The organism is Chimaeribacter arupi (assembly GCF_002858805.1).
GTDB lineage: Bacteria > Pseudomonadota > Gammaproteobacteria > Enterobacterales > Enterobacteriaceae > Chimaeribacter > Chimaeribacter arupi.
On sequence record NZ_PJZI01000002.1, the window covers coordinates 105,956 to 130,059 of the forward strand.

A 24,104-nucleotide genomic window follows, 5' to 3' on the forward strand; every position below is an offset into this window, starting at 1 on the left:
CCTTCTCGTTTATCTAACATGCTGCATGAATCAGCAGAAAACAGCGATGGCTCATTTACTGTTATTCCGGGCGGCAACTCAATGACAATATGTAACAGAGTGAGATTTTTTCAGGCGTCCTGTTCATCACGCAGTACCGGCCTGACGAAACGTTGGTTTGCCAGCACCGGCAAGGCCTGGCGAACCTGCGCTAACCGCGCTTTGTCCAGTTCGGCAAAAATTAGCGCGGGTTCCTCCGCGGCGCGGGCAATGGCCATTCCCATCGGGTCAATTACCAGGCTATTGCCGATATTGCGCCCGCCACAGGCACTGACCCCAATCAGGTAACTGGTATTTTCCAGCGCCCTTGCCGTATTCAGCACTTCCCAGTGTTTCTCTTTCAGCGGGCCTTTCACCCAGGCAGAAGGCACCACCAGCACGTCGGCCCCGTCCATCACCAGGCGGCGCGCCATATCCGGGAATCGCACGTCGTAGCAAGTCATCAGCCCTATGTTAAAACCGGCGATCTCCAGCAAAGGCGGCAGCGTATTGCCCGGCTTAACGTTTTTCGACTCTTTCATTTCCCAGGCATCATACAGGTGCAGCTTATTGTAATGGGCGATAAGCCGGCCATCACGTATCACCACCAGCACGTTATAGACCAGCCCGTCGCCACTGGGGGTGTGCATACCGGCAATGGTTGTTAACGAACTGCCGCGGCTGGCCGACAACAACTGGCTGACAAACGGCCCGTCCAGCGGTTGGGCCAGGCGCAACACGCCATCGGCATCGCTGCCGTCCTGCGCCATACAGGCTTCCGGCAAGACCAGTAAATCGGCCCCGTCATGCGCTGCCCGCGCCATCAGAATCTGGCACGTTTCCGCGTTATTCTGCCATTGGGAGGAGATGACAAACTGACCCAGGGCAACCTTCATAATTCACTCCTTGCTGGTGTGCACAGCTGCGCGCGGCGTTAATGGATAAAACAGATCATGGTTATTACGTACAATACACGCTTTTTTAACACACGTTTTATTGAGGAAGATGACGGGCCACATAAAAATACGTTACGCTTGCCGCGCTACGGGGATGCTACTCCCCCTAAACGCCTCAGGGCTGATGATGCCTGCGTCGCCGGGTGCGTAGGTTCGCCTCCGTGCCTCTCCCTTTCTACAGACAGGTTTTTTATGTTCGCTACACTTCTTGCCGTATTTATTGGTGGTGGTCTGGGCAGCGTCACCCGCTGGTACGTCAGCCTGAAAATGAATCCCCTCTCTGCGGTGCTGCCGCTCGGTACCCTGACGGTTAATCTGGTCGGGGCATTTATTATCGGGCTGGGGATCGCCACGCTGGCCCGGCTGACGCAAATTGATCCGGTATGGAAAATGTTAATCACCACCGGTTTTTGTGGCGGATTGACGACCTTTTCCACTTTCTCACTGGAAGTGGTTTATCAGCTGCAAGAGGGACGGCTGGCAGCCGCGGGCCTGAATATCGTGCTGAACCTTGCCGGTTCACTGCTGATGACCAGCCTGGCCTTCCTGATTGTCAGTGCGTACAGCGGGCGTTGAGTGCAGTAAAGAGACGCCCCTTCATGTTTCCTTCATCTTGGTGGGTAATAATCAATTTCTCGTAGGCCTGCCAGAGATACTGATGATGTTCACCCTGCCAAAAACCTCTGTTGAATGCCTGACCCTTCTTTTTTGTCTGGCGGTTGTGGTCAGTTTTTTCTATCAATATTTTCATCTTTAACACCTCCGGCAGCGCGCTTCCGGCGCGCCGGTAACATGCCCTTCTCTGCTGCCCTCCCCCCGGCCTGGCCTGTCTGCGGCCGGTAATTTGTTATTTCCCTGTGTAGGCTAATGTCATACAATTCACTGTGAACGTTCGTTCTCATTTGCCTGCAACCTTTGCTCCGGCATGAGAGTGCTTGCCCATACTGACCCGGAACATGCGATGAATCAGCCGCTCAATAAAGAGGAGCGTGCCCGTCTGCGGCGCGATCAAATCATCACTGCTGCACGCATTTGCTTTCGGAATCATGGATTTCATGGTGCCGGCATGGCAGAAATTGCCCAGATGTCAGCCTTGAGCGTGGGCCAGATCTACCGTTATTTCACCAATAAAGATGCCATTATCGAAGAGATCGTCCGCCGTATTGTGGAAACGAAAGTAAACCACATGCAGTTCAAAAAAGGCGATGTGCAGGAGACAGCCGCCATGCTGTCTCACCGGTTATTGGCAGGTGACCCACAAGAACGGGAAATTGATCACGCATTGATGCTGGAGGTGGCCGCAGAAGCCACCCGCAATCCTACGGTCGCCCGTATCCTGCGCGAGGCGGACGACAGGCTGTTCGGTCAGGCAATGGATATGTTGACCGGGCTGCGGCCCGAACTGAACCAGGAACAGCTCGCCGTGTGGGTTGAATTTATGGCAGTGATGTGTGAAGGCACGGCGTTTCGCCGGTTAAACCATCAGAAAGCCAATCCTTCGTTACTGAACACGTTTTATTTGTCGCTATTCACAACAATTCTCCCTGCTTCGGAAGACCCATGAGTAAACACATCGCCCGTCAGCGTTTAGGTTATGCGCTGGCTTTAGGATCCCTGGCCGCCCTCGGCCCTCTTTGTACCGATCTTTACCTGCCGGCCCTGCCGCAACTCTCCGTTGAATTACACAGCGCCACTGCCCTGACCCAACTTAGCCTGACAGCCGGTCTATTTGGCCTCGGGCTTGGGCAGCTGATCTTCGGCCCGCTGAGTGACAACCTCGGCCGGATGCGGCCACTGCTGTTTTCATTATTGCTGTTGTTGGCCGCTTCGGTCTGGTGTGCTGTCGCGCCGGACATCCACCAGTTGATTGCTGCCAGGTTGTTGCAGGGGCTGGCCGGTGCCGGCGGGGCGGTGCTGTCGCGCGCTATTGCCCGCGATCTCTATGCCGGCCATGAGCTGACCCGTTTCTTTGCGCTTTTGATGCTGGTCAATGGGCTGGCCCCGATTCTGGCACCGGTGCTGGGCGGTGGGCTGATGAGCATCATGAACTGGCGCGGAATTTTCGTGGTACTGGCGGCCATCGCGGCGGTGCTGATCATCATCTCCCGCTGGCGGCTACATGAAACCCTGCCGGTGGAACGCCGCGCACAAGGGGGAGTAGGTTCCCTGCTGGGTAACCTTGGCCGGTTACTGCGTCAACGGCAGTTCATGGGACTGTGCCTGACGCAAGGCTGTATCACCGCCGGGATGTTTGCTTATATTGGTGCCTCTCCTTTTGTATTGCAGGAGATTTATCATCTCACGCCCCAGATGTTCAGCTTTTGCTTTGCGCTTAACGGCATTGGGCTGGTCATAGCGGCCCAGCTTTCAACCCGCCTGAGCCTGGTATGGGGTGAGCTGAAAGTGGTGAAACTGGGCCTGGTTATCGCGGCGACCTCTTCCTTCCTGCTGATGATTGCCGGTTATCTTCATGCCCCGCTGTTTATGCTGTTGATTCCGTTATTCTTCTCGGTATTTACCATTGGGGTGGTCGGGCCAAACGCCTCTTCCCTGGCGATGCAGTCACAAGATAAAAGCGCAGGCAGTGCCTCTGCCCTGATAGGTATGACGATGTTTACGCTGGGTGCGATCAGTGTGCCGCTGACTGGGCTGCATGGTACGTCGGCGTTCTCTATGGCGTACACGATCTTTGGCTGTTACCTGCTGGCGATTCTTTGCTTTACGTTGTTAGTGCGCAAGCAGCGCCTCTGACAGGCAATTTCGCCATCAGCAGACATAAAAAAACCCGCCGAGGCGGGTTTTTTCAGAATTGGGGCGATTAGATCGCAACAACGTTAGCAGCTGACGGGCCTTTGGCACCGTTAGTGATTTCAAACTCTACACGCTGACCTTCAGCGAGGGTTTTGAAACCATTGCTGGAGATAGCGGAGAAGTGTACGAATACATCTTTGCTGCCATCTTCAGGAGTAATGAAACCAAAGCCTTTGGACTCATTGAACCACTTAACGTTACCTTTAATCTTAGACATCAAACTTACCTTTACGTGAATGAACGACACAAAATGTGTGTCGGGTAACAGTACAGCAATTAGCCGGAGGTTTGTCCAGTGGCAGAAGACGATAAAGCGATAAATGTCGCAAATTTCTTCTTTACCTCGCAATTACTGCAAAAAAAGCTGGACGCCCGCTTTTCTCTCTTGCCGGAATTTATAAACGCCCGATATTTTCCTTTATGCCTCTATGCGCTTACCGCCCTCCGCCACCTCTTCATAACCTTTTGTTTTTTATCATTTATCATAAGAAAAGCACGCGCCGGATATATATCATGGGTTTTTAAAAAGCCGGCAGGGTATGGCAATCAAAGAGGCGGCAAATATATAACAAGCTAATCATTTAAGTTCTATATAATTTCCTTTTTGAAAAACTCTTTTTTTACAATTTCTTTAATTGGCTCTATGTATCATTTTTATTGACCTATTTTTACTAACCTACCTCCTCGCAAACAGGGCATTTTTTTGTAAAAAAGGCCTCTGGACAGGCAGAACGCGATATGTGATCGCCATCACTTCTCTCTTACTTTTTGTTTACAACTTAATAAAAATATTAAAAATCAATAAGTTAATAAAAATATTCTTACGGAAACTCAAAACTACTGGTTGCTAAACCACTATTATTCATGGATAGGACTATTCTTAGAAGAAATTACATTCTTTAATCTCATTTTTTAGAATGCATTATCAGTTTGTATAGTTTATATTCACGCTCCGTTACGCCATCGTGTACGATTAATCCTAAATTTCACTGCGAGATCGAGCATCATGAACAGCCATCAGCACGTTATCAAGCAACAGCAGCAGCAACCGGTTTTCAACATCGATTCTGTCAGCAGCCCTGTAGCCTGGAAATTGATCCTGGGCGGGTGTGCACTGTTCTGGGTCGCGGTTATTGCCCTGATTTCCCAGATTTTTTAAGCCTTAGCGTCATTTTTTGACCAGGCCGCTCCTCCTTCTTTAGCCTGTCCCAAAAGGTGTCATCACCTTTGCCTGGGAAAAATAAAAAACAGCCTGCTGCGCTGACCGGATGGCGATGTAAGCCATACCCCCTCCAGCTATAGCAGTGACAGGAGCATTACTGGGTTTCATGTTTTCCCCAGTAGGATTCCCCCCCGCTTTTCTGCCGCTGCCAGGCATGAAAACAGTGTTAAGCCGTAAACCTCTTAATTATCAAAAAGTCACGTTATATAAATCCTGCGGGGAACTAAAATGTTTCTCAATATTCAGGTTTGCGTTAGCAGAGAAAAGGTTGCGTAAAGCACCTTGAGCGCCTCTGTGGGAAAGCGTTTGATAAGGGGCCGGGCGATGTTGCCCGGTTACTGGAGGTTTTTATGAAGAAGATCGGTTTAACGGCGGCAGGCCTGCTGGCACTGGCCCTGACTGCATCCAGCGTTTCAGCGACAGCCGCCCCGGCAGAGAAAGCGCATGACGCGCCACCTTCAATAAATGAAGGCAGGGGGCCGCATGATGGCTTCCCAGGCAAAATGCCCCCACCGCTGATCCCGCTCTATCAGGCGTCGCTGCAAACAGACAACCCAACGGAAGGGCTGAACAAGTTGCTTTCTGTTATGCCGCAAAAAAGCGGCGGCCATTATGAAGTCCGGGTGTCAGTGGTTGAACTGCCTCCGATGCCGCCCGCGCCATCAGCGAAATAGCCTCTTCTGAAGCCCTTCGGGGCTTCTTGTTTTCTATTGCCCTTATACGATAACAACCTGTATCCCGCTCTGGGTCAGTGCCTGTTGTTCATCGTCGCCGATGCCGTTATCCGTAATCACCGTATCGATTTGCGTCAGGGGAAGAACCTGGTTAAAACCGCGCCGGCCAAATTTCGAGGCATCCGTCACGGCAATAACCCGTTTGGCAGCCTTTGCCATCACGCCACTGATTGAATAACCCTCATTAAACGTCGTGATGCCGTTAACCGCATCCAGCCCATCTGCACCAACAAACATCAGATTGGCAGAAATCCCTTGTAATGCTGACTCCGCAACTGTGCCGTGCATAGACCGGGTTTTATGGCGCAGGGTGCCGCCGCAGATCACCAGCGTGATATCTTTATTTTCCGAAAGCACAAAAGCCGCGGGTAGATTGTTGGTAATAATCGTGATGTCTGACCGGCTTACCAACTCTTCAGCAATCAGCATCGTGGTGCTGCCGCTGTCGAGGATCACCGTATCCCCGACGTTAATCATCGCTGCAGCCGCCTGAGCAATCCGCTTTTTCGGATCCTTGGCCAAACGGTAACGATCCTCCAGAACCACCTCAACGGCTTCTTTACTGCTCTCCGCCAGCCAGGTGTCTGCTGCTTCCCCCGGCCTGGCTGCGCCGCCGTGAAAGCGCAGCACCATGCCCCGCTCCTCCAGCAGGCGAAGATCCGCCCGGATCGTCACTTCCGAAACATCGAAAGCGTCTGAAAGCTCGGTGACTAATACACTGCCCTGAAGATTCACCAAATCTACTATTTTATGGCGTCGCTCATAAGAGTTCATAATGTCCAGCCCGCTTTTCCCTATTTCTCCCAGTGTAAACAAACACCATACGAAAGGGGAGAAAAATTTTTATCCGCGCTTTGCTCTCTGCCCCGCCGTCTGAATGCCGCACCAGCGCTTATGAAAATCAATAGAAACAACGCTAATTATTTTCTTAAAAATCAATATATAACCTCAAATTATACAAATAACGCATTCATTCACCAGCGTTTTGATTCACGTTCTGCCTTACCCCTGCATCATGCGAAGTCGTTCGAAAAGAAAAAGCAAAAAGAAAGAAAACGTAAAAATAAACTCGATCTATATCACGAATCAAACAGGGCAGGATTGCAGTGATTTCGAAATAAACCGATTGTTATTCGAAAACAAACGGAGATTGAAAATGAAAGAAATTATCCAGCAACACAAGCAGGGCGACGCTGTCGGTATCTGTTCTGTCTGCTCTGCACACCCCTGGGTTATTGAAGCCGCCCTGCGTTTTGATCTCACCAGCCAGCGCAAAGTGCTGATTGAGGCCACCTCCAATCAGGTCAATCAGCTTGGCGGCTATACCGGCCTGACCCCGGCAGCGTTTCGTGAGGCGGTACTGACACTGGCCCAGCGTATTGGCTTTCCGGCGGAGCGCCTGATCCTGGGTGGAGACCACCTTGGGCCGAACTGCTGGCAACATGAGCCTGCAGAAAGTGCAATGCAAAAAGCGGAAGTGATGATAGCGGACTATGTCCGCGCCGGGTTCAGCAAGATCCATCTGGATGCCTCCATGTCCTGTGCAGATGATCCGGTTCCGCTGCCGCCGGCCGTGGTGGCAGCGCGTGCGGCGCGCCTCTGCCGCGTGGCGGAAACCGCGGCCACCCTGGCCCAGCGGGAAGCCCTGACGTATGTCATCGGCACTGAAGTGCCGGTGCCGGGGGGCGAAGCCACCACCATCGAACAGGTGCATATCACCACTCCGGAAGCGGCCGCCGACACCCTTCAGCTGCACTATCAGGCTTTTCAGCAAGCCGGGCTCGATGACGCAATCTCCCGTATTATTGCGCTGGTCGTGCAACCGGGCGTCGAGTTTGACCACTCCCGCGTCGTGCACTATCAGCCTGAGGCCGCCCAGGCACTGACCCATTTCATTACTACCACCCCACTGGTGTACGAGGCGCACTCCACCGATTACCAGACATCGCAGGCTTACCAACAACTGGTGCGGGATCATTACGCCATTCTCAAAGTGGGCCCGGCGCTGACGTTTGCCTTGCGCGAGGCAATCTTTGCCCTGGCCGCAATGGAACATACGCTGACTGCGCCGGAATCACGCAGCCAGATTCTGGATGTGATCGACCGCGTCATGCTGGATGAACCCCATTATTGGAAAAAATATTACCACCCGACGTTCAGCCAGGCGCTGGTCGACCTGCATTTCAGCCTGTCTGACCGCATCCGCTACTACTGGTCTCATCCCCGTATTCAGGCCGCATTGGATACCCTGCTTGCCAACCTTCAGCACACTGACCTGCCGCTTGGCCTGCTCAGCCAGCATCTGCCGGTGCAATTCCAGCGTGTGCTGGCCGGGCAGCTGGCCGCCACGCCCCATGCCCTGATCATCGACAAAATCCAGGATGTGCTGCGCGCGTATCGCGTAGGGTGCGCGCCCGGTTATTCCCCGTCTGAGGAGCCTGCCCATGCAGCCATGTGAAATTTTTGCCACGTCCGGCCTTCACTTTGCTGATGCGGAACAGGCGCTGGTGCATATCGGCCAGGAGATGCTGGCCCAGGGCGTGGTTCACCCCGGTTATCCTGCCGCCCTGCTGGCGCGGGAAGCAGAGTTCCCGACCGGCATTGCCCTGGATAAGCACGCGGTCGCCATTCCCCATTGCAGCGCGGAACATGCCCGCCGCCCCGCGCTTTATCTGATTCGCCCGGCTCAGCCGGTGCCGTTTCAGCAGGCTGATGACGAGAGCACTCTCACTGTCTCTTTGATCATTGCGCTGATTGTGACGGATCCCCAGCAGCAGCTGGTATTGCTGCGCACCCTGTTTGGCCAGTTACAGGAGCCTGATTTTCTGGATGCGTTATTAGCCGCACCGGATGAGGCGCTGGGCGAACTGTTCCGCCGGCGTCTGTTTTCACTGCCCTCCTCCCCTACGTCTCAACACCAACAACAGCAAGGAGTTCTCCCATGAAAAGAAAAATTATTGTGGCCTGTGGCGGCGCGGTCGCCACATCCACTTTGGCCGCAGAAGAGATCAAGGAGTTGTGCGCGGAACACCATATCCAGCTTGATCTGGTGCAGTGCCGGGTCACTGAAATTGAAACCTATATGGACGGAGCTGACCTGATCTGCACCACGGCCAGGGTGGATCGTCAATTCGGTACGATTCCGCTGGTGCATGGAATGCCGTTTGTGTCAGGCGTCGGCATTGATGCCCTTAAACAGAAGATACTGATGCTGCTGCAGGAGTGATTGCCATGTTTACCGACATCATGCGCTACATCCTCGATCTCGGCCCCACTGTGATGCTGCCTATTGTGATCATCCTGTTCTCCCTGCTGCTGGGCATGAAACTGGGCGATGCGTTTAAGTCCGGCATCCATATCGGCATCGGGTTTGTCGGCATAGGGCTGGTCATCGGGTTGATGCTTGATTCCATCGGCCCGGCGGCCAAAGCCATGGCCGAACATTTTGAAATTAACCTGCACGTGGTGGATGTCGGCTGGCCCGGCTCTTCCCCCATGACCTGGGCCTCGCAGATTGCGCTGGTGGCAATCCCGATTGCCATTGCGGTCAATATTGTGATGCTGGTCACCCGGATGACCCGGGTAGTCAATGTCGATATCTGGAATATCTGGCACATGACCTTTACCGGCGCACTGGTGCATATCGCGACAGGCTCTTACTGGCTGGCGATCCTGGGCGTAGTGGTACATGCCGCGTTCATCTACAAACTGGGCGACTGGTTTGCTAAAGATACCCGCGACTATTTCGCCCTGGAAGGGATCGCCATTCCTCACGGCTCCTCCGCCTATCTCGGGCCGATTGCCGTGCTGGTTGATACCGTTATCGACAAGATCCCCGGCCTGAACAAAATCCATTTCAGTGCGGATGATGTTCAGCGGCGTTTCGGCCCCTTCGGTGAGCCGGTCACCGTGGGCTTTGTGATGGGGCTGCTGATTGGTTTCCTGGCCGGGTACGATGTCAAAAACGTGCTGCAACTGGCCGTAAAAACCGCTGCCGTCATGCTGCTGATGCCACGGGTCATCAAGCCGATCATGGATGGCCTGACGCCGATTGCACGCCATGCCCGCACAAAGCTCCAGGCGAAGTTTGGCGGGCAGGAGTTCCTGATTGGTCTCGACCCTGCCCTGCTGCTGGGGCATACCTCGGTAGTCTCTGCCAGCCTGATCTTTATTCCGCTGACTATCCTGATCGCCGTCCTGGTGCCGGGAAACCAGGTGCTGCCGTTCGGCGATCTGGCGACCATCGGCTTCTTCGTGGCCATTGCGGTAGCCGTGCATCAGGGCAACCTGTTCCGCACGCTGATCTCAGGCACCCTCATCATGAGCATGACCCTGTGGATAGCGACCCAGACCATTGGCCTGCATACCCAACTGGCGACGAATGCCGGCACCCTGAAACAGGCAGGCGGGTTAGTCGCCTCAATGGATCAGGGCGGCTCCCCGATCACCTACCTGCTGGTTGAACTGCTGACCTGGAAAAACCTGACAGGCCTGCTGGTCATCGGTGTGATCTATGCACTGGGGGTCTTCCTGACATGGCGGCGCGCCCGCGGGTTTATGCGTGCCGATGCCCAGGCGGCGGCCCTGCAAAAAGCGGCAAAAGTCTGATGCCCTCTCATTCAACGGGGGCGGACGCCCCCTTTCAGGAGCTGGTTATGAAATCTGTTGTGATTCACGCAAACGGCGAGGTATCGGTAGAAGAACGGCCGCAGCCCTCTGTTACCCAGCCGGATGACGTACTGGTCCGCATCGCCTATTCCGGATTATGTGGCTCTGACATCCCCCGTATTTTTGCCTCCGGCGCGCATTACTACCCGATCACGCTGGGCCACGAGTTCAGTGGCGAAGTGGTGCGATGCGGCCACGCGATCACCGATCTGGCGGCCGGTGATCGTGTGGCCTGCGTGCCGCTGCAACCCTGCTTTACTTGTGAAGAGTGCCGCCGGCACCTCTATTCACAGTGTAAACACTATCAGTTTATCGGCTCACGGTCAGAAGGCGGACACGCCGAATACATCGTGGTCAAGCGCCCGGCATTGTTCAAACTCCCGGCGGATGCCTCATTGTTACAGGGCGCGTTCTTTGAGCCGGTCACAGTCGGCTTGCATGCGCTGCATCTTGCCGGTGGTTGTGAAAACAAACATGTAGTGGTAATTGGCGCAGGCACCATCGGGCAGTTGGTGATTCAATGTGCCCGCGCGCTGGGGGCGGCGTCCGTCACGGCGCTGGACATCAACGACGGGCGCCTGACGCAGGCACAAACCAGCGGAGCCACCCTGACAGTTAACAGTGCAACGCTGAACGCGCAGGAGATTGCCGCGCAACTGCATAAACAGCGCTTTGATCAGTTAATCCTCGAAACGGCAGGCACCCCGCAAACCATCGCCCTGGCGATTGAGATTGCCGGGCCGCGCGCCCAACTGGCATTAATCGGTACGCTACATAAAGACCTGACGCTGACTGCGCCGGTATTCGGCCAGATCCTGCGCAAAGAACTTACGCTGTTGGGCAGTTGGATGAACTACTCCACCGGCTGGCCGGGCGTGGAGTGGCAACAGGCACAAGCCCTGTTCAGCAAAGGTGCCCTGACACTGGCCCCTTTAATTGCCCACATCGGTGATGCTGCGCAATTTGCCCAGGACGTCAGCGCCCTGCAGGGTCGGCCGATGCAGGGAAAACTCCTGTTGAATTTTACTGCCCACTAACCTTTCCGGCAGCCTCCGGTGGGGTGTACCGGGCGGCTGCGGTTTTGCCGAGAAAAAAGTATGTATCTGATATCAACACGGGAAATGCTCCGCAAAGCACAACGCGAAGGCTACGCGGTGCCTGCCTTTAATATCCATAATCTGGAAACCATTCAGGTGGTGGCCGACACCGCAGCGCGCATGGGATCGCCGGTGATTCTGGCGGGCACGCCCGGCACATTTAACTATGCCGGGGTGGACTATCTGGTCGCCATTTGCCGCGAGGCGGCACGCACCACGCAACGCCCACTGGCATTACATCTGGATCACCATGACGACCCTGCTGACATTGCGCATAAAGTCTGCGCCGGTGTCCGCTCAGTGATGATTGACGCCTCCCACGCCCCGTTTGAGCAAAACATTGCTCAGGTGGCGGCCGTGGTGCAGTTCTGCCACGGTTATGATGCCAGCGTCGAGGCAGAGCTGGGCCGGCTGGGCGGCCAGGAAGATGATCTGACCGTGTCAGAAAAAGAGAGCTTTTTTACCGACCCGCTCAGTGTCGCAGGCTTTATCAGCAGAACCGGTATTAATTCGCTGGCGGTGGCGATTGGCTCAGCGCATGGGTTGTACGACGGCGAACCGCAACTGGATTTTGCCCGCCTGGTGCAGATCCGCTCTCACACCGATACCCCACTGGTGCTGCACGGAGCCTCCGGGTTACCTGACCTCATGGTGAAACGCGCCATCGCCTCCGGCATTTGCAAAGTGAATGTGGCGACAGAACTCAAGATGGCGTTTGCTGATGCAGTGAAAACCTATTTCAGCCACCATCCTGAGGCCAATGACCCGCGCCATTACATTCAGCCCGGTAAAGACGCCATGCGTAAAGTGGTCGAAGAGAAGATCCTGATGTGCGGCAGCGCAGACAAACTCTGACTTTTGGGGCACGTGTACCGGGGCCGGGATGCCCGGTACCCTCATCACACACTCATGCACCTACCCTGCCCGACTGAACGCGCTGTTTCCGTTCTGATAGCCGTTCTTTCAGCAAAGCGGGTGCTGCTGAGGTGCTGTATGTGGAAGCCACTAGGACGTCTAGTCATAAGTACGTTGTAACTAATAGCGGGCGAATGAATGAATCGTGTATCTGGCTGTCTGTATACCTGGCCATTCAGGAACCCGCACCCTATGTCACTGCCATTTTCAATTACCGGCAGCCTGTGCCGCCGGCAATAGCAGGGCGCTGGCCATATAGGAACGGAGAGACGCAGTGGGTCATAAATCAGGCGGGGAATAAATAACAGGCCATCCAACAGAAAATAGATAATAACCATGAGGGCGAAAACGCTGTGATATTTGTCGTCCTGCTTAAATGAGAATTATTTCCATTAACAGGTTCGCGATACTGTGACAAATACGCCAGCCTGAAACGTCAGGGGAAAAGGTTATAAAGAGCTATCAGACAATACCGCTCAATAATAACGCGGCCCGGCACGCCTTTGTTTTCGCGCCTTCGTGTTAACACATTTTTAATGGCGTGATTTATCCGCTTTATCGCAGCTATTTTTTGAGAGGCGATATTTTACGCACCTATGTAACAAGATTTTTCATGCTGTGAAAACTTTTAGTTACTGCTCATGCAAATTTTTTTAGCTACTATTAGGTATAAACTAATTATAGGTAACACATGGAACTCAGGCATCTTCATTACTTCGTGGTTCTGGCAGAAAAGCTGCATTTTGGCGCGGCAGCTGAGAAATTAGGCATCGCGGCCCCTACCCTTTCAGTACAGATCAAGCAACTGGAAGAGTCGATTGGCGTCGAACTCTTTACCCGCACCAAACGCAGTGTGAGCCTGACCCAGGCCGGTGCCCTGTTTCTGGTGGAAGCCAACGCGACCCTGGCCCAGGCGGAGCGGGCGCGCGAGATCGGCCGTTTAGCCAGCCGGGGAGAAGTCGGGCATCTGGGGTTGGGCTACGTCAGTTCGGCGCTCTGGTCAGGAATTTTAAGTAAGTTATTGTCCCAGTTCAGAAAGCAGAACCTGAATGTCACCATTACGCCGCGCGAATATCCTATGAACGAATTGCCGGTAATGGTCAGCGAAGGCAAGCTGGATATTGCCTTTATCCGCAGCCCGATACGCCTGCCGGATGACATAAAAAGCCTGCATATTCAGCAAGATATTTTTTGCGTCGCGCTGCCTGCCGCGCACCCGCTGGCGGCCCGCCAGCAACCGGTAGAGCCCTTCGAGCTGCGCAATGAGAAATTCATTATTCCTGAGCAGCCCCACGGCACCATTGAGGTCGCGCGCCGGGGTGGCTTCAAAGTTAAAAAAAGTGAAAGCCCCGGCAGCCTGGTGGATGTCCTGTCGCGCGTCTCCTTTAACGAGGGGGTCGCCATAGTGCCGGATGTGTTATCGAATACGGTGTTTCTGCCGGAAGTGGTGTACCGGCCGCTGGCCGCGCCGGCTATTCCTTCTGAAATCAATATTATTTACCGCAAGTGGGAACGGTCACCCACGGTGATAAGCTTTATCGATTTTACCCGCAACCTGTTCACCTCCTGATGCAACGCCCCCGGTTTTCCAGTGGCAAAGCGCCTCGCCCTAAGGAATTAGGGCAACATTTCCCTTTGCGTTAAACTAAATGCACAGGCAATTATGCTGAGCACTATTTTTGGATTTTATTCCAATATAGCCACATAAAATACACCAATTTCACATCCCATTATCATTACCCGATAAAACCGTAACATTGAAACAAAGTCTAAATAACCTCCATCAGAAACAATTCATATCAATAATCGTAACCGCCATGATGCAGATCAATATTATTGTGCTTGCCCTTTCACCGGCTTTGATTTTGTGATCAAAGAAGGAAAGAAATCCGCAGTTAATTATCTGAACCGCACAAAAATGTAGCTCACTTGTTAATTGCTGGTAAATAAAAAATAAACGAGGATGCTATGCTAGATCGAGGTAAGCAATGTTTGGATTAGACGCCTTTCATCTCGCCAGGATACAGTTCGCCTTTACTGTCTCCTTCCATATTATTTTCCCGGCTATCACTATCGGGCTGGCCAGTTTCCTGGCTGTGCTGGAAGGGCTGTGGCTGAAGTCAAAGAACGAGGTTTACCGCGATCTTTACCACTTCTGGTCGAAAATTTTTGCCGTAAACTTTGGCATGGGCGTGGTGTCCGGCCTGGTGATGGCGTATCAGTTCGGCACCAACTGGAGCGGTTTTTCCCAGTTTGCCGGCAGCATCACCGGCCCGCTGCTGACTTATGAAGTGCTGACCGCCTTCTTCCTCGAAGCCGGCTTCCTCGGCGTCATGCTGTTTGGCTGGAACCGCGTAGGCCGTGGCCTGCACTTCTTTGCCACCTGCATGGTGGCACTCGGTACCATCATTTCTACCTTCTGGATCCTGGCGTCCAACAGCTGGATGCAAACCCCGCAGGGCTTCGAGCTGAAAGACGGGATGGTGATCCCGGTTGACTGGATGGCGATCGTCTTTAACCCGTCGTTCCCGTTCCGCCTGATGCACATGGCCACCGCCGCCTTCCTGGCGAGCGCCTTCTTTGTGGGCGCGTCTGCGGCCTGGCATCTGCTGCGTAAGCATGACACCCCGGCAATCCGTAAGATGTTCTCTATGGCATTGTGGATGGCGCTGATTGTTTCGCCGATCCAGGCGATGCTGGGCGACATGCACGGCCTGAACACCCTGCACCATCAACCGGCAAAAATTGCTGCGATTGAAGGCCACTGGGAAAACCCGCCGAATGAACCGACGCCGCTTATCCTGTTCGGCATCCCGGACATGGAGCAGGAAAAGACCAAATATGCGCTGGAGATCCCGTATCTCGGCAGCCTGATCCTGACGCACAGCCTGCATGACCAGGTACCGGCGCTGAAGTCCTTCCCGAAAGAAGACCGCCCGAACTCCACCATTGTGTTCTGGTCGTTCCGCATCATGGCAGGCCTCGGCATGTTGATGGTGCTGATGGGCGTGATCAGCCTGTGGCTGCGCTTTAAAGACCGTCTCTACACCTCGCGCGCCTTCCTGTGGTTCACCCTGCTGATGGGGCCGTCTGGCCTGATCGCGATTCTGGCAGGCTGGTTCACGACGGAGATCGGCCGCCAGCCCTGGGTCGTGTATGGCCTGCTGCGTACCAAAGACGCGGTGTCGGCACACGGTGACCTGCAGATGAGCATCAGCCTGATCGCCTTTATCGTGGTCTACTCCTCGGTATTCGGCGTGGGTTACACCTACCTGTTCCACCTGATCAAGAAAGGCCCGGAGATGGGTGAAGGCAGCCATACGCCGGAAGGTGGCCCAGGGACCAAACACACCCCTGCCCGTCCGCTCTCCGCGGTGAAAGAACCGTTAAACCAACCGGAAGAAGGTAAATAACGTGGGTATCGATCTTTCTATTATCTGGTTCACCATCATCGTCTTCTCCACACTGATGTATATCGTGATGGACGGCTTTGACCTGGGGATCGGCCTCCTGTTCCCGTTCAACAAAGATGCGGTTGAGCGTGACATGATGGTTAACACCGTCGCCCCGGTCTGGGACGGCAACGAAACCTGGCTGGTGCTGGGCGGCGCGGCACTGTATGGCGCCTTCCCGCTGGCCTATGCCGTCATCACTGACGCGCTGGCTATTCCGCTGACCATCATGCTGATTGGCCTGATCTTCCGCGGCGTGGCGTTTGAGTTCCGTTTCAAGGCAACCGAAGGGCACCGCGCCTTCTGGGACAAGTCCTTCATCGCCGGCTCGGTCATCGCGACCTTCAGCCAGGGCATCGTGGTTGGTGCGTTCATCAACGGCTTCCCGGTCGAGGGCCGTACCTTTGCCGGCGGCGCGATGGACTGGCTGACGCCGTTCACCGTGTTCTGTGGCTTCGGTCTGGTGATCGCGTATGCGCTGCTGGGCTGTACCTGGCTCATCATGAAAACCGACCATGCGCTGCACCGTAAAATGTCTGCGCTGGTGAAACCGCTGGTTATCCTGCTGCTGCTGGCGATTGCGGTACTGAGTGCCTGGACCCCGCTGCAACACAGCGCCATCGCGACCCGCTGGTTCACCCTGCCGAACCTGTTCTACTTCCTGCCGGTGCCGGTACTGGTGGTGGCGGCGGCCTGGGGCCTGCTGCGCAGCGTGAAACGCCACGCGCACTACTCGCCGTTCCTGCTGACGCTGGCGCTGGTGTTCCTGGGCTTCACCGGTCTCGGTATCAGCATCTGGCCGAACATTATTCCGCCGGGCATCAGCATCTGGCAGGCAGCGTCACCGCCGCAGAGCCAGGGCTTCATGCTGGTTGGCGGCCTGCTGATTATCCCGGTCATTCTGGTCTACACCTTCTGGAGCTACTACGTGTTCCGCGGGAAGATCAGCCCGGATGAAGGCTACCACTGATAATCCCCCTGTTGGCATAACTGAGGAAGAACAGATGATTGAGAATACCCATACTCAGGCACCTTCCCCGCTGTGGAAACGTGTGCTGTGGCTGGTCGCGATTTACGCGGGCAGCGTGCTGGCCCTGGGCTGCGTGGCAACGGTGTTCCGGTTGATGATGACCGCCGCCGGGATGCGCTCCCACTAAACGTCCCCCCACGGCGGATACGTTTACGCTGACACCCTAAGCCATCTCCCCGGAGATGGCTTTTTTATTGCCCCCTTCCCTTACGCAAAGCCTGCCGTTAGCCATTACACTGATCTCTCTGCCCGCCGGGCGCGTTTTCCTCACCGCAACCGATTTTCTTACTGCAACCAGGAGACACCATGAGTTCACTCTTTTCCCCCTTCCAACTGAAAGGGTTGACGCTGCGCAACCGCATTGCCGTCTCGCCGATGTGCCAGTACATGGCTGAAGATGGGCTGGTCACCGACTGGCATGGGCCGCATTACGCCTCGCTGGCGCGCGGCGGTGCCGGGCTGGTGGTGGTGGAGGCCACGGCAGTCGCGCCGGAAGGGCGCATCACCCCGGCTGACCTCGGCATCTGGAATGATGAGCAGGCGAACCGGCTGGTGCCGATTGTGCGTGACATCAAAGCCGCCGGGGCCGTGGCCGGTATTCAGATCGCCCATGCGGGCCGCAAGGCCAGCGCCAATCGCCCGTGGGAGGGGGATGATCACATCGCGGAAGATGACCCGCGCGGCTGGGAAACGCTGGCGCCTTCTGCGCTGGCGTTTGGTGCCAACCTGCAAAAAGTGCCGCGTGAGATGACGCCGGAGGACATCGGCCGGGTGAAAGCGGATTTCGTCAGTGCCGCTGCCCGCGCCCGTGATGCCGGTTTTGAGTGGCTGGTGCTGCACTTTGCCCACGGTTATTTAGGCCAGAGCTTTTTCTCGGCACACTCCAACCAGCGCAATGATGAGTATGGCGGCAGTGCGGAAAACCGTGGGCGTTTCCTGTTAGAGACGCTGGAAGCGGTGCGCCAGGTCTGGCCGGCCCATCTGCCGCTCACCGCCCGTTTTGGGGTGATCGAGTTTGACGGGCGTGACGAAGAAACCACCGCCGACGCCATCGCCCTGATCAAGAAATTCAAAGAGGCCGGCCTGGATTTCATTGACGTCAGCATGGGCTTCTCCACGCCGGAGGCAAACATCCCGTGGGGGGCAAATATGCTGGCGGATCTCACCGCCAGGGTACGCACGGAAACCGGCCTGCCCTGCGCCACCAGCTGGAACATCAGCAAGCCGGAAGAGGCCGATGCCATGATCCGTGACGGCCAGTTGGATATGGTGATGCTGGCGCGGCCGATGCTGGCCGATCCGCACTGGCCTTATATGGCCGCGCGTCGCCTCGGCGTCGACAACCCCTCGTGGGTGATGCCGCCGCCTTACGCCCACTGGCTGGAACGTTATCGCGGCGAATAATGTGTTGTTTCGCCAAAAAAAACAGCGTGCCGCAAAAGGGCACGCTGTTTTTTTATGCGCACAGCGTCAGTGGCTGGCGGCGGGTGTGGTGGCCGGGCGCTGCGGGCGCACCACAAACAGCACCAGTATCGCCCCCAGCGCTGCCACAGCCCCGGCCAGAATAAAGGCGCTGTCGAACTTGCCGGTGTTCTGGACGATGTAGCCGGTCACGATCGGGCCGATAATGCCGGAGACACTGCCGATCAGGTGAATAAAGCCGCTGGCCCCGCCGATACGGGAGGTGTGCACCACATCCTGAATAATCGCCCAGTAGATAGACCCGGTGACATACAGGAAGAAGATCGACACCGACATCAGCAGCACCGCCGGCACCACCTGGCTGACTGTGCCCGCCAGCGCCACGCAGGCCGCCGCCGCCAGCAGGCAGACCACCAGCACGATTTTGCGCGACAACAGCAGTTTGCCGGTCAGGCGGAAAATCGCATCGGAAATAATGCCGCCCAGCGCCAGCCCGACGAAGCCGACAATCCACGGGATCATGGTGGTGATGCTCATCTCTTTGATATTCAGCCCGTGCGCCTGCACCAGGTAGGACGGGAACCAGCTCAGGAAGAAGAACAGGATGTAGTTGTAGCAGAAGAAGGCGAACGCGGTGACCAGGATAATCGGCTGGCGCAGGTAGAACATCAGCGAATGGCCCGGCTGCTGATTCGCCTCTTCACTGCCCTGGTCAGCGGCTTTCAGCTCGCGGATCAGCGCGCGCTCCTGCTCACCGGCGCGGCGGCTTTTCTCCGGCGAGTCCGCCACCACAAAGAACCAGACCAGCATCCAGACGATGCCCACCGCACAGATGATCATAAAGGCCGGCCGCCAGCCAAACGCCAGGGCCAGGTAGCCCACAATCGGCCCGGCCACGGCGCCGCCCAGCGGGGAACCGGCGCTCAGCAGCCCCATCGCGGTTGCCGCCTGTTTCCGCGGGAACCAGCCGTTGATCATCTTATTGGCGGAGGAGCAGATCGGCCCCTCCGCCATACCGAACAGCACGCGCAGGATCAGCATGGAATAGAAGCCGGAAGCCAGCGCCGTCATGCCGCAGAAGATTGACCACAACCCCACCGCCACGCCGAGCACCAGCATCGGGCCGAATTTGTCTACGGCCAGCCCGCCGACAAAATTAAACAACGCGTAGCCAAAGAAGAAGCTGCCGAAAATAATGCCGAACTGCTCGGCATTCAGGGTGAGGTCCTGCTCAATCATCGGCAGGGTTATCGAGAGCGCCACCCGGTCGAGGTAGTTGATCATGTAGACCAGGAACAGCAAGAACACGATGGTCCAACGTAAGTTCTTAAACATAAGTACTCCACGTAGTCTTTGCAGGGTAAGGGGTGCACCGGCGGCCGGGTGCGTGGCCGCCTCTGTGTCAGTCAGGTACCCGTTTTATGCAGGCACCTGTTTTCTGTTGTGTATGACCATGTCCGGCGCTAGTCGCTGAAGGTCAGCAACACCTTGCAGCAGGTTTTTTGGTTTTGTTCAAACAGCGTCAGGGCATCGGTGACGTGGTGGAGCACAAACGCGTGGGTAATCAGTTTCTCCGGCCGGATGCGCTGCTCCGTCATCCAGCTGATCACCTGTGGGAAGCGCACGCTGTTCAGGCGTGAACTGAAAATAGACAGCTCTTTGCCGGTGATCGCCTGCTGGTTGATGGTGCACGGCTCAGCAGAAAACCCCATGATGCCGATGCGCGCCGCCGGGGAAGCGATCGCAATCGCCTCCGGCAGAATCGACGGGTGGCAGGCGGCATCCACAATCAGCGTCGGGCGGATCGCCTGGGCCTGAAGCGCGGCGGCCAGATCGGTTTCCCCGTTATGAATCGTCTGGTCTGCGCCGTTCTCCTGCGCCATCGCCAGCCGCTCCGGGATGCGATCGGTCACGATAATCTGTTTCACCCCGTACACGCCACGCAGCACCTGAATCACCGTCAGCCCCATCGGCCCGGCCCCGTAAACCAGCGCCACATCCTGCTCCGTGGGGCGCAGTTGCGCGCAGATATTGGCCGCGATGCTGAAGGGTTCGATCATCGTCGCCTCACGATCGGGAATGCTGTCCGGCACCCGGTAGGCATTCCCGGCCGGGGCGCAGGCATACTCACTGAAGCCGCCGTCCCGGTGCACGCCAATCACCTGCAACGAGGTACAGACGTTGGGGCGGCCCACCGAACAGGGGTAGCAGTGGCCGCAGCTCACTACCGGGTCGATAACTACCCGCTCGCCGAGGCGGGCCGGGTCAACGCCCTCGCCTGCCGCATCAATCAGGCCGAAAAACTCATGGCCGATCACGCGCGGGTATTTCGCAAACGGGTTATGGCCGCGGAAGATGTGCACGTCTGAGCCGCAGATACCGGCGCTGACCACCCGTACCCGTACCTCGCCCGCCTGTGGCTCCGGCAGCGGCCGTTCTTCAATCACCAGCTGTTCCGGCTGTTGGATGACAACACTTTTCATCGTTTTATCCTCGGTTACCAGTTCCACAGGGTGCCGTCTTCCAGGCGCGCCACCGGCAGGTTGGCGGGTTCAAACGGGTATTTGGCCGCCAGCTTCTCATCAAATTCAATGCCGATACCCGGTTTATCACCGGGGTGCATCATGCCGCGGTCAAAGGTCCAGTGGTGCGGGAAGACCTCCAGCATCTGTTCGGAGTAGCCCATGTACTCCTGCACGCCGAAGTTCGGCACCCAGAGGTCAAAATGCAGTGCCGCTGCCATGCAGACAGGCGACAGGTCAGACGGGCCGTGTGAGCCGGTGCGCACCTGATAAAGCGCGGCGAAATCGGCGATGCGGCGCATCCCGGTGATGCCGCCCGCATGGGTCAGCGTGGTGCGGATATAGTCAATCAGCTGCTCCTCAATCAGCTGTTTGCAATCCCAGATGCTGTTAAACACCTCGCCCACGGCAATCGGCGTCACGGTATGCTGGCGGATCAGGCGGAAGCAGGCCTGGTTCTCCGCCGGGGTCGGGTCTTCCATCCAGAACAGGCGATGCTGCTCCACACTTTTGCCGAAGCGTGCGGCTTCAATCGGCGTCAGGCGGTGGTGCATGTCATGCAGCAGGTGCTCCTCAAAACCGAATTTACTGCGCACGGCGTCGAACAGTTTCGGGGTGAAGTCGAGGTATTTTTCCGTGGACCAGAGCTGTTCCTCGGGCCAGTTGCCCTTGGTCGCCGGTTCATACGCCAGCCCTTTGCCTTTCGCCATCCCATAGGTGGTTTTCATGCCCGGCACGCCACACTGCACGCGGATCGCCTTGAACCCCATCTCTTTATGTTTCGCGTAATCATCCAGCACTTCATCAATGGAGTGGCCGGTGGTATGGCAATAGACCATCACCGCGTCCCGCGAGGCCCCACCCAGCAGCTGGTAAAGCGGCATATTGGCCGCCTTGGCTTTGATGTCCCACAGCGCCATATCGATGGCTGAAATCGCGGACATGGTGACCGGCCCACGCCGCCAGTACGCGCCTTTGTAGAAAAATTGCCAGATGTCTTCAATGCGGTGCGCATCGCGCCCCACCAGTTGCGGGCAAAGATGATCCTGAAGATAGGAGGCCACTGACAATTCCCGCCCGTTCAGCGTGGCGTCACCCAGCCCGGTCACCCCCTCATCGGTGGTAATTTTCAACGTGACGAAATTCCGCCCTGGGCACGTTACAAAGACCTCTGCCTTCACAATTTTCATCGTCTGTTCCTTATCAGCCAGCGCCGTGTCAGCGCACATCAGGCAGTGACTCTAGATCTGACATAACTACCATACAAGTATAACGTGTAAAAAATGGACGATTGATCACGGAATAGGCCCCGCTCATCGCACGGTAACATGAAGGGGGTAACCTGGCCGTTTACGCCCTTTTCATCACTATTCAGCAACCTATGCTATACAAAAGAGTTACGCCCGCACTCAGGCTTTTTACCCCGTTGCCTTGCACCGGGCCTTCCCGCCGCCCGTCCGGCGGCAACACGTGGAGAACCTCATGAGAGTACGTTCAGGGATTGCAGGGTTGGTGGGTCTGTTGCTGCCTTTATTCGCGGCGGGGCACGATTTTGTTAAGGGGCAGCGGGTGCCGCCGGTGGGCATTGCTGACCGGGGCGAGGTGATTCAGCAGCAGGATGAGAGCCGTTACCAGCCGTGGAACAGCGCCCGGCTGACCGGCAAAGTGCGGGTGATGCTGCATATCGCCGGCCGCCTCTCGGCAAAAGACAAAAATGCAGCGCTGACAGAGGCGATAAGCCGCGCCGGTTTACCGCCCGACCGCTACCAGACCACCACCATTATCAATACCGACGATGCGATTACCGGCAGCGCCCTGTTCGTCCGCCGCAGCATTGAGGCCAGCAAAAAAGCGTTCCCGTGGTCGCAATTTATCATCGACAGCCGGGGCGCGGCGAAACGCGCCTGGCAACTGGAGGATGGCGGCTCCGCCGTGGTGGTGCTGGACCCCGCCGGCACCGTGCAGTTTGTCCGGGACGGCGCCCTGACACCGGCAGAGGTTCAGCAGGTGATGGCGCTGCTCCGGCACCTGCTGAAAACGTCCTGATTTTATTTACGTTTACCGGTTAAGCCCCCGGCTTTTTTCACCCCGGCATCACGGGAAAAACGTGATTGTTCGCCACGCCCGCGGGCTTTTTTTAAATAATAAACTATCCTGATCTACAGGGACTTTTAGCCAGATTTAATAGAACAATCAATCGTATGATTAATCAAAGACGTCATCGCCGGCCCGGTATGGCAGACCTCAACCGCTGCCTGCCGGCTGCTCGCAGCAACCGTTGCCGTTTTTGGTTACCGTTACTCACGCCGGCCATCGCGGGCAACCAGGGACAGCTATCATGACAGCCTACGCCGATAAACCCTCAAGCCTGGACAGTGAACTCCCGGCACTGCTCACCGCGCTTGAAACCCGCCTGGATCAACTGCTGCCCGAAAGCGGTGAGCGTGACCGGGTGAATGTGGCGATGCGTGAAGGCACGCTGGCACCCGGAAAGCGCATCCGCCCGCTGCTGCTGATGCTGGCCGCCCAGGATCTGGGGTGTGATGCCGGGCAGCCTGGGCTGCTCGATCTGGCCTGCGCCGTTGAGATGATCCACGCCGCCTCGCTGATGCTCGACGATATCCCCTGCATGGACAACGCGTTACTGCGGCGCGGCCGCCCTACCATCCACCGCCAGTTTGGTGAGAACGTGGCGATCCTGGCCGCTGTCGCCCTGCTCAGCAAAGCCTTTGGCGTGGTGGCTGCTGCCAGCGACCTGCCGAGCCAGGCCCGCACCCAGGCGGTGGCCGAGTTGTCTGCCGCAGTCGGCCTCCAGGGGCTGGTGCAGGGCCAGTATCAGGATCTCACTGAAGGCAATGACGTGCGCAGCGCGGATGCCATCTTTACCACCAACGAACTCAAAACCAGCATGTTGTTTGGTGCCACCCTGCAAATGGCGGCTATCGCCGCCGGGGCCGCGCCGGACGTCCGGCAGAAGCTGCGCTGTTTTGCCCTCGATCTGGGGCAGGCTTTTCAGTTACTTGACGATCTGGTCGATGGCCTGGCAGGCACCGGCAAAGACATGAATAAGGACGCCGGGAAATCCACCCTGGTGTCCATGCTCGGCAGCGAAGCGGTGCAACAACGCCTGCACCACCACCTTCGCCGGGCCGATGAGCACCTGGCCTGCGCCTGCGATCAGGGCATGGCTACCCGGCGTTTTATGCACGCCTGGTTCGGCCAGAAACTGGCCCTGATTGGCTGAGAACAGGCCGGTC

At 56.4% G+C, this 24,104-nt stretch carries 26 protein-coding genes; 19 read left to right on the plus strand and 7 right to left on the minus strand.

The window, feature by feature from the left end:
* Nucleotides 1-110: 110 nt before the first annotated feature.
* Nucleotides 111-914 (minus strand): deaminated glutathione amidase, encoded by an 804-nt coding sequence (locus CYR52_RS02065; RefSeq protein ID WP_072926349.1) that lies wholly within the window; start codon nt 912-914, stop codon nt 111-113.
* Between the two features lie 252 nt (nt 915-1,166).
* Here CYR52_RS02065 and crcB point away from each other — a divergent pair, with 252 nt between their 5' ends.
* Nucleotides 1,167-1,550 carry a fluoride efflux transporter CrcB gene (gene crcB, locus CYR52_RS02070; RefSeq protein WP_072926351.1) on the plus strand — a complete coding sequence of 128 codons (384 nt, stop codon included), beginning with the start codon at nt 1,167-1,169 and terminating at the stop codon, nt 1,548-1,550.
* On the opposite strand, the gene CYR52_RS22565 is transcribed toward crcB, so the two are convergent.
* Entirely contained in the window at nt 1,528-1,725 is a 198-nt protein-coding gene (locus CYR52_RS22565; protein ID WP_072926352.1) for a hypothetical protein, read from the minus strand. The genes crcB and CYR52_RS22565 overlap by 23 nt on opposite strands.
* 210 nt (nt 1,726-1,935) lie before the next feature.
* On the opposite strand from CYR52_RS22565, the gene CYR52_RS02080 reads away from it, so the two are divergent.
* The gene (locus tag CYR52_RS02080; RefSeq protein WP_072926354.1) at nt 1,936-2,538 is read left to right on the plus strand and encodes a TetR/AcrR family transcriptional regulator; all 603 of its coding nucleotides are present in this window, start codon (nt 1,936-1,938) and stop codon (nt 2,536-2,538) included.
* Entirely contained in the window at nt 2,535-3,725 is a 1,191-nt protein-coding gene (locus CYR52_RS02085; protein WP_101827867.1) for a multidrug effflux MFS transporter, read from the plus strand. Before CYR52_RS02080 ends, CYR52_RS02085 begins: the two co-directional genes overlap by 4 nt.
* A 67-nt stretch (nt 3,726-3,792) precedes the next feature.
* Here CYR52_RS02085 and cspE read toward each other — a convergent pair whose 3' ends face one another.
* Entirely contained in the window at nt 3,793-4,002 is a 210-nt protein-coding gene (gene cspE / locus CYR52_RS02090) for a transcription antiterminator/RNA stability regulator CspE (RefSeq protein WP_139300255.1), read from the minus strand.
* Between the two features lie 78 nt (nt 4,003-4,080).
* Here cspE and CYR52_RS22310 point away from each other — a divergent pair, with 78 nt between their 5' ends.
* The 3 genes from CYR52_RS22310 to CYR52_RS02095 all read left to right on the plus strand — a co-directional run bounded on the left by CYR52_RS22310 (nt 4,081) and on the right by CYR52_RS02095 (nt 5,681).
* Nucleotides 4,081-4,362: a hypothetical protein gene (locus CYR52_RS22310; protein ID WP_146001318.1), complete on the plus strand. Its 282-nt coding sequence runs from the start codon at nt 4,081-4,083 to the stop codon at nt 4,360-4,362.
* Nucleotides 4,363-4,791: 429 nt separating this feature from the next.
* Nucleotides 4,792-4,944: a hypothetical protein gene (locus CYR52_RS22570; protein ID WP_165698445.1), complete on the plus strand. Its 153-nt coding sequence runs from the start codon at nt 4,792-4,794 to the stop codon at nt 4,942-4,944.
* A gap of 413 nt (nt 4,945-5,357) precedes the next feature.
* Nucleotides 5,358-5,681 carry a hypothetical protein gene (locus CYR52_RS02095; protein WP_072926357.1) on the plus strand — a complete coding sequence of 108 codons (324 nt, stop codon included), beginning with the start codon at nt 5,358-5,360 and terminating at the stop codon, nt 5,679-5,681.
* Between the two features lie 42 nt (nt 5,682-5,723).
* Here CYR52_RS02095 and CYR52_RS02100 read toward each other — a convergent pair whose 3' ends face one another.
* A complete protein-coding gene (locus CYR52_RS02100; protein WP_072926359.1) occupies nt 5,724-6,515 on the minus strand; it encodes a DeoR/GlpR family DNA-binding transcription regulator in 792 nt (263 codons plus the stop codon).
* A gap of 382 nt (nt 6,516-6,897) precedes the next feature.
* Between CYR52_RS02100 and gatZ the strand changes: the two genes are divergently transcribed.
* The 11 genes from gatZ (at nt 6,898) to CYR52_RS02155 (ending at nt 18,307) form a co-directional block, all read left to right on the plus strand.
* Nucleotides 6,898-8,199 (plus strand): tagatose-bisphosphate aldolase subunit GatZ, encoded by a 1,302-nt coding sequence (gene gatZ, locus CYR52_RS02105; protein WP_101827868.1) that lies wholly within the window; start codon nt 6,898-6,900, stop codon nt 8,197-8,199.
* Nucleotides 8,186-8,686 (plus strand): PTS galactitol transporter subunit IIA, encoded by a 501-nt coding sequence (gene gatA, locus CYR52_RS02110; protein WP_072926362.1) that lies wholly within the window; start codon nt 8,186-8,188, stop codon nt 8,684-8,686. The genes gatZ and gatA overlap by 14 nt, the downstream gene beginning before the upstream one ends.
* Nucleotides 8,683-8,967 carry a PTS galactitol transporter subunit IIB gene (gene gatB / locus CYR52_RS02115; protein ID WP_072926364.1) on the plus strand — a complete coding sequence of 95 codons (285 nt, stop codon included), beginning with the start codon at nt 8,683-8,685 and terminating at the stop codon, nt 8,965-8,967. Before gatA ends, gatB begins: the two co-directional genes overlap by 4 nt.
* A gap of 5 nt (nt 8,968-8,972) precedes the next feature.
* Nucleotides 8,973-10,349: a PTS galactitol transporter subunit IIC gene (locus CYR52_RS02120; protein ID WP_072926366.1), complete on the plus strand. Its 1,377-nt coding sequence runs from the start codon at nt 8,973-8,975 to the stop codon at nt 10,347-10,349.
* Nucleotides 10,350-10,396: 47 nt separating this feature from the next.
* On the plus strand, nt 10,397-11,446 hold the full coding sequence (gene gatD / locus CYR52_RS02125; protein WP_101827869.1) for a galactitol-1-phosphate 5-dehydrogenase: 1,050 nt from the start codon (nt 10,397-10,399) through the stop codon (nt 11,444-11,446).
* A gap of 60 nt (nt 11,447-11,506) precedes the next feature.
* Entirely contained in the window at nt 11,507-12,361 is an 855-nt protein-coding gene (locus CYR52_RS02130) for a tagatose bisphosphate family class II aldolase (protein WP_072926369.1), read from the plus strand.
* A gap of 751 nt (nt 12,362-13,112) precedes the next feature.
* Entirely contained in the window at nt 13,113-13,991 is an 879-nt protein-coding gene (locus tag CYR52_RS02135; RefSeq protein WP_072926371.1) for a LysR family transcriptional regulator, read from the plus strand.
* A 418-nt stretch (nt 13,992-14,409) separates the two neighbouring features.
* Entirely contained in the window at nt 14,410-15,834 is a 1,425-nt protein-coding gene (locus tag CYR52_RS02140) for a cytochrome ubiquinol oxidase subunit I (RefSeq protein WP_072926373.1), read from the plus strand.
* 1 nt (nt 15,835) lies between these two features.
* Nucleotides 15,836-16,843 (plus strand): cytochrome d ubiquinol oxidase subunit II, encoded by a 1,008-nt coding sequence (cydB, locus tag CYR52_RS02145; RefSeq protein ID WP_072926374.1) that lies wholly within the window; start codon nt 15,836-15,838, stop codon nt 16,841-16,843.
* A 34-nt stretch (nt 16,844-16,877) separates the two neighbouring features.
* Nucleotides 16,878-17,030: a DUF2474 domain-containing protein gene (locus CYR52_RS02150; protein ID WP_072926376.1), complete on the plus strand. Its 153-nt coding sequence runs from the start codon at nt 16,878-16,880 to the stop codon at nt 17,028-17,030.
* Between the two features lie 179 nt (nt 17,031-17,209).
* Nucleotides 17,210-18,307, plus strand: coding sequence for an NADH:flavin oxidoreductase/NADH oxidase (locus CYR52_RS02155; protein ID WP_072926377.1), 1,098 nt, complete (start codon nt 17,210-17,212; stop codon nt 18,305-18,307).
* A gap of 66 nt (nt 18,308-18,373) precedes the next feature.
* On the opposite strand, the gene CYR52_RS02160 is transcribed toward CYR52_RS02155, so the two are convergent.
* The 3 genes from CYR52_RS02160 to manD all read right to left on the minus strand — a co-directional run bounded on the left by CYR52_RS02160 (nt 18,374) and on the right by manD (nt 22,037).
* Nucleotides 18,374-19,660 carry an MFS transporter gene (locus CYR52_RS02160; RefSeq protein ID WP_072926379.1) on the minus strand — a complete coding sequence of 429 codons (1,287 nt, stop codon included), beginning with the start codon at nt 19,658-19,660 and terminating at the stop codon, nt 18,374-18,376.
* A 128-nt stretch (nt 19,661-19,788) separates the two neighbouring features.
* Nucleotides 19,789-20,808 (minus strand): Zn-dependent oxidoreductase, encoded by a 1,020-nt coding sequence (locus CYR52_RS02165; RefSeq protein WP_101827901.1) that lies wholly within the window; start codon nt 20,806-20,808, stop codon nt 19,789-19,791.
* A 14-nt stretch (nt 20,809-20,822) separates the two neighbouring features.
* Nucleotides 20,823-22,037, minus strand: a complete 1,215-nt coding sequence (manD, locus tag CYR52_RS02170) for a D-mannonate dehydratase ManD (protein WP_072926381.1) — start codon at nt 22,035-22,037, stop codon at nt 20,823-20,825.
* A 292-nt stretch (nt 22,038-22,329) separates the two neighbouring features.
* Between manD and CYR52_RS02175 the strand changes: the two genes are divergently transcribed.
* Entirely contained in the window at nt 22,330-22,893 is a 564-nt protein-coding gene (locus CYR52_RS02175; RefSeq protein WP_072926382.1) for a YtfJ family protein, read from the plus strand.
* 292 nt (nt 22,894-23,185) lie between these two features.
* Nucleotides 23,186-24,091, plus strand: a complete 906-nt coding sequence (locus CYR52_RS02180) for a polyprenyl synthetase family protein (RefSeq protein WP_072926384.1) — start codon at nt 23,186-23,188, stop codon at nt 24,089-24,091.
* The last annotated feature ends 13 nt before the right edge of the window (nt 24,092-24,104 follow it).

Excerpts from the sequence above, each read along its gene's own strand:
- CYR52_RS02065 (WP_072926349.1), bottom strand. The coding sequence starts at position 914 with ATGAAGGTTGCCCTGGGTCAGTTTGTCATCTCCTCCCAATGGCAGAAT.
- crcB (WP_072926351.1), top strand. The coding sequence starts at position 1,167 with ATGTTCGCTACACTTCTTGCCGTATTTATTGGTGGTGGTCTGGGCAGC.
- CYR52_RS22565 (WP_072926352.1), bottom strand. The coding sequence starts at position 1,725 with ATGAAAATATTGATAGAAAAAACTGACCACAACCGCCAGACAAAAAAG.
- CYR52_RS02080 (WP_072926354.1), top strand. The coding sequence starts at position 1,936 with ATGAATCAGCCGCTCAATAAAGAGGAGCGTGCCCGTCTGCGGCGCGAT.
- CYR52_RS02085 (WP_101827867.1), top strand. The coding sequence starts at position 2,535 with ATGAGTAAACACATCGCCCGTCAGCGTTTAGGTTATGCGCTGGCTTTA.
- cspE (WP_139300255.1), bottom strand. The coding sequence starts at position 4,002 with ATGTCTAAGATTAAAGGTAACGTTAAGTGGTTCAATGAGTCCAAAGGC.
- CYR52_RS22570 (WP_165698445.1), top strand. The coding sequence starts at position 4,792 with ATGAACAGCCATCAGCACGTTATCAAGCAACAGCAGCAGCAACCGGTT.
- CYR52_RS02095 (WP_072926357.1), top strand. The coding sequence starts at position 5,358 with ATGAAGAAGATCGGTTTAACGGCGGCAGGCCTGCTGGCACTGGCCCTG.
- CYR52_RS02100 (WP_072926359.1), bottom strand. The coding sequence starts at position 6,515 with ATGAACTCTTATGAGCGACGCCATAAAATAGTAGATTTGGTGAATCTT.
- gatZ (WP_101827868.1), top strand. The coding sequence starts at position 6,898 with ATGAAAGAAATTATCCAGCAACACAAGCAGGGCGACGCTGTCGGTATC.
- gatA (WP_072926362.1), top strand. The coding sequence starts at position 8,186 with ATGCAGCCATGTGAAATTTTTGCCACGTCCGGCCTTCACTTTGCTGAT.
- gatB (WP_072926364.1), top strand. The coding sequence starts at position 8,683 with ATGAAAAGAAAAATTATTGTGGCCTGTGGCGGCGCGGTCGCCACATCC.
- CYR52_RS02120 (WP_072926366.1), top strand. The coding sequence starts at position 8,973 with ATGTTTACCGACATCATGCGCTACATCCTCGATCTCGGCCCCACTGTG.
- gatD (WP_101827869.1), top strand. The coding sequence starts at position 10,397 with ATGAAATCTGTTGTGATTCACGCAAACGGCGAGGTATCGGTAGAAGAA.
- CYR52_RS02130 (WP_072926369.1), top strand. The coding sequence starts at position 11,507 with ATGTATCTGATATCAACACGGGAAATGCTCCGCAAAGCACAACGCGAA.
- CYR52_RS02135 (WP_072926371.1), top strand. The coding sequence starts at position 13,113 with ATGGAACTCAGGCATCTTCATTACTTCGTGGTTCTGGCAGAAAAGCTG.
- CYR52_RS02140 (WP_072926373.1), top strand. The coding sequence starts at position 14,410 with ATGTTTGGATTAGACGCCTTTCATCTCGCCAGGATACAGTTCGCCTTT.
- CYR52_RS02150 (WP_072926376.1), top strand. The coding sequence starts at position 16,878 with ATGATTGAGAATACCCATACTCAGGCACCTTCCCCGCTGTGGAAACGT.
- CYR52_RS02155 (WP_072926377.1), top strand. The coding sequence starts at position 17,210 with ATGAGTTCACTCTTTTCCCCCTTCCAACTGAAAGGGTTGACGCTGCGC.
- CYR52_RS02160 (WP_072926379.1), bottom strand. The coding sequence starts at position 19,660 with ATGTTTAAGAACTTACGTTGGACCATCGTGTTCTTGCTGTTCCTGGTC.
- CYR52_RS02165 (WP_101827901.1), bottom strand. The coding sequence starts at position 20,808 with ATGAAAAGTGTTGTCATCCAACAGCCGGAACAGCTGGTGATTGAAGAA.
- manD (WP_072926381.1), bottom strand. The coding sequence starts at position 22,037 with ATGAAAATTGTGAAGGCAGAGGTCTTTGTAACGTGCCCAGGGCGGAAT.
- CYR52_RS02175 (WP_072926382.1), top strand. The coding sequence starts at position 22,330 with ATGAGAGTACGTTCAGGGATTGCAGGGTTGGTGGGTCTGTTGCTGCCT.
- CYR52_RS02180 (WP_072926384.1), top strand. The coding sequence starts at position 23,186 with ATGACAGCCTACGCCGATAAACCCTCAAGCCTGGACAGTGAACTCCCG.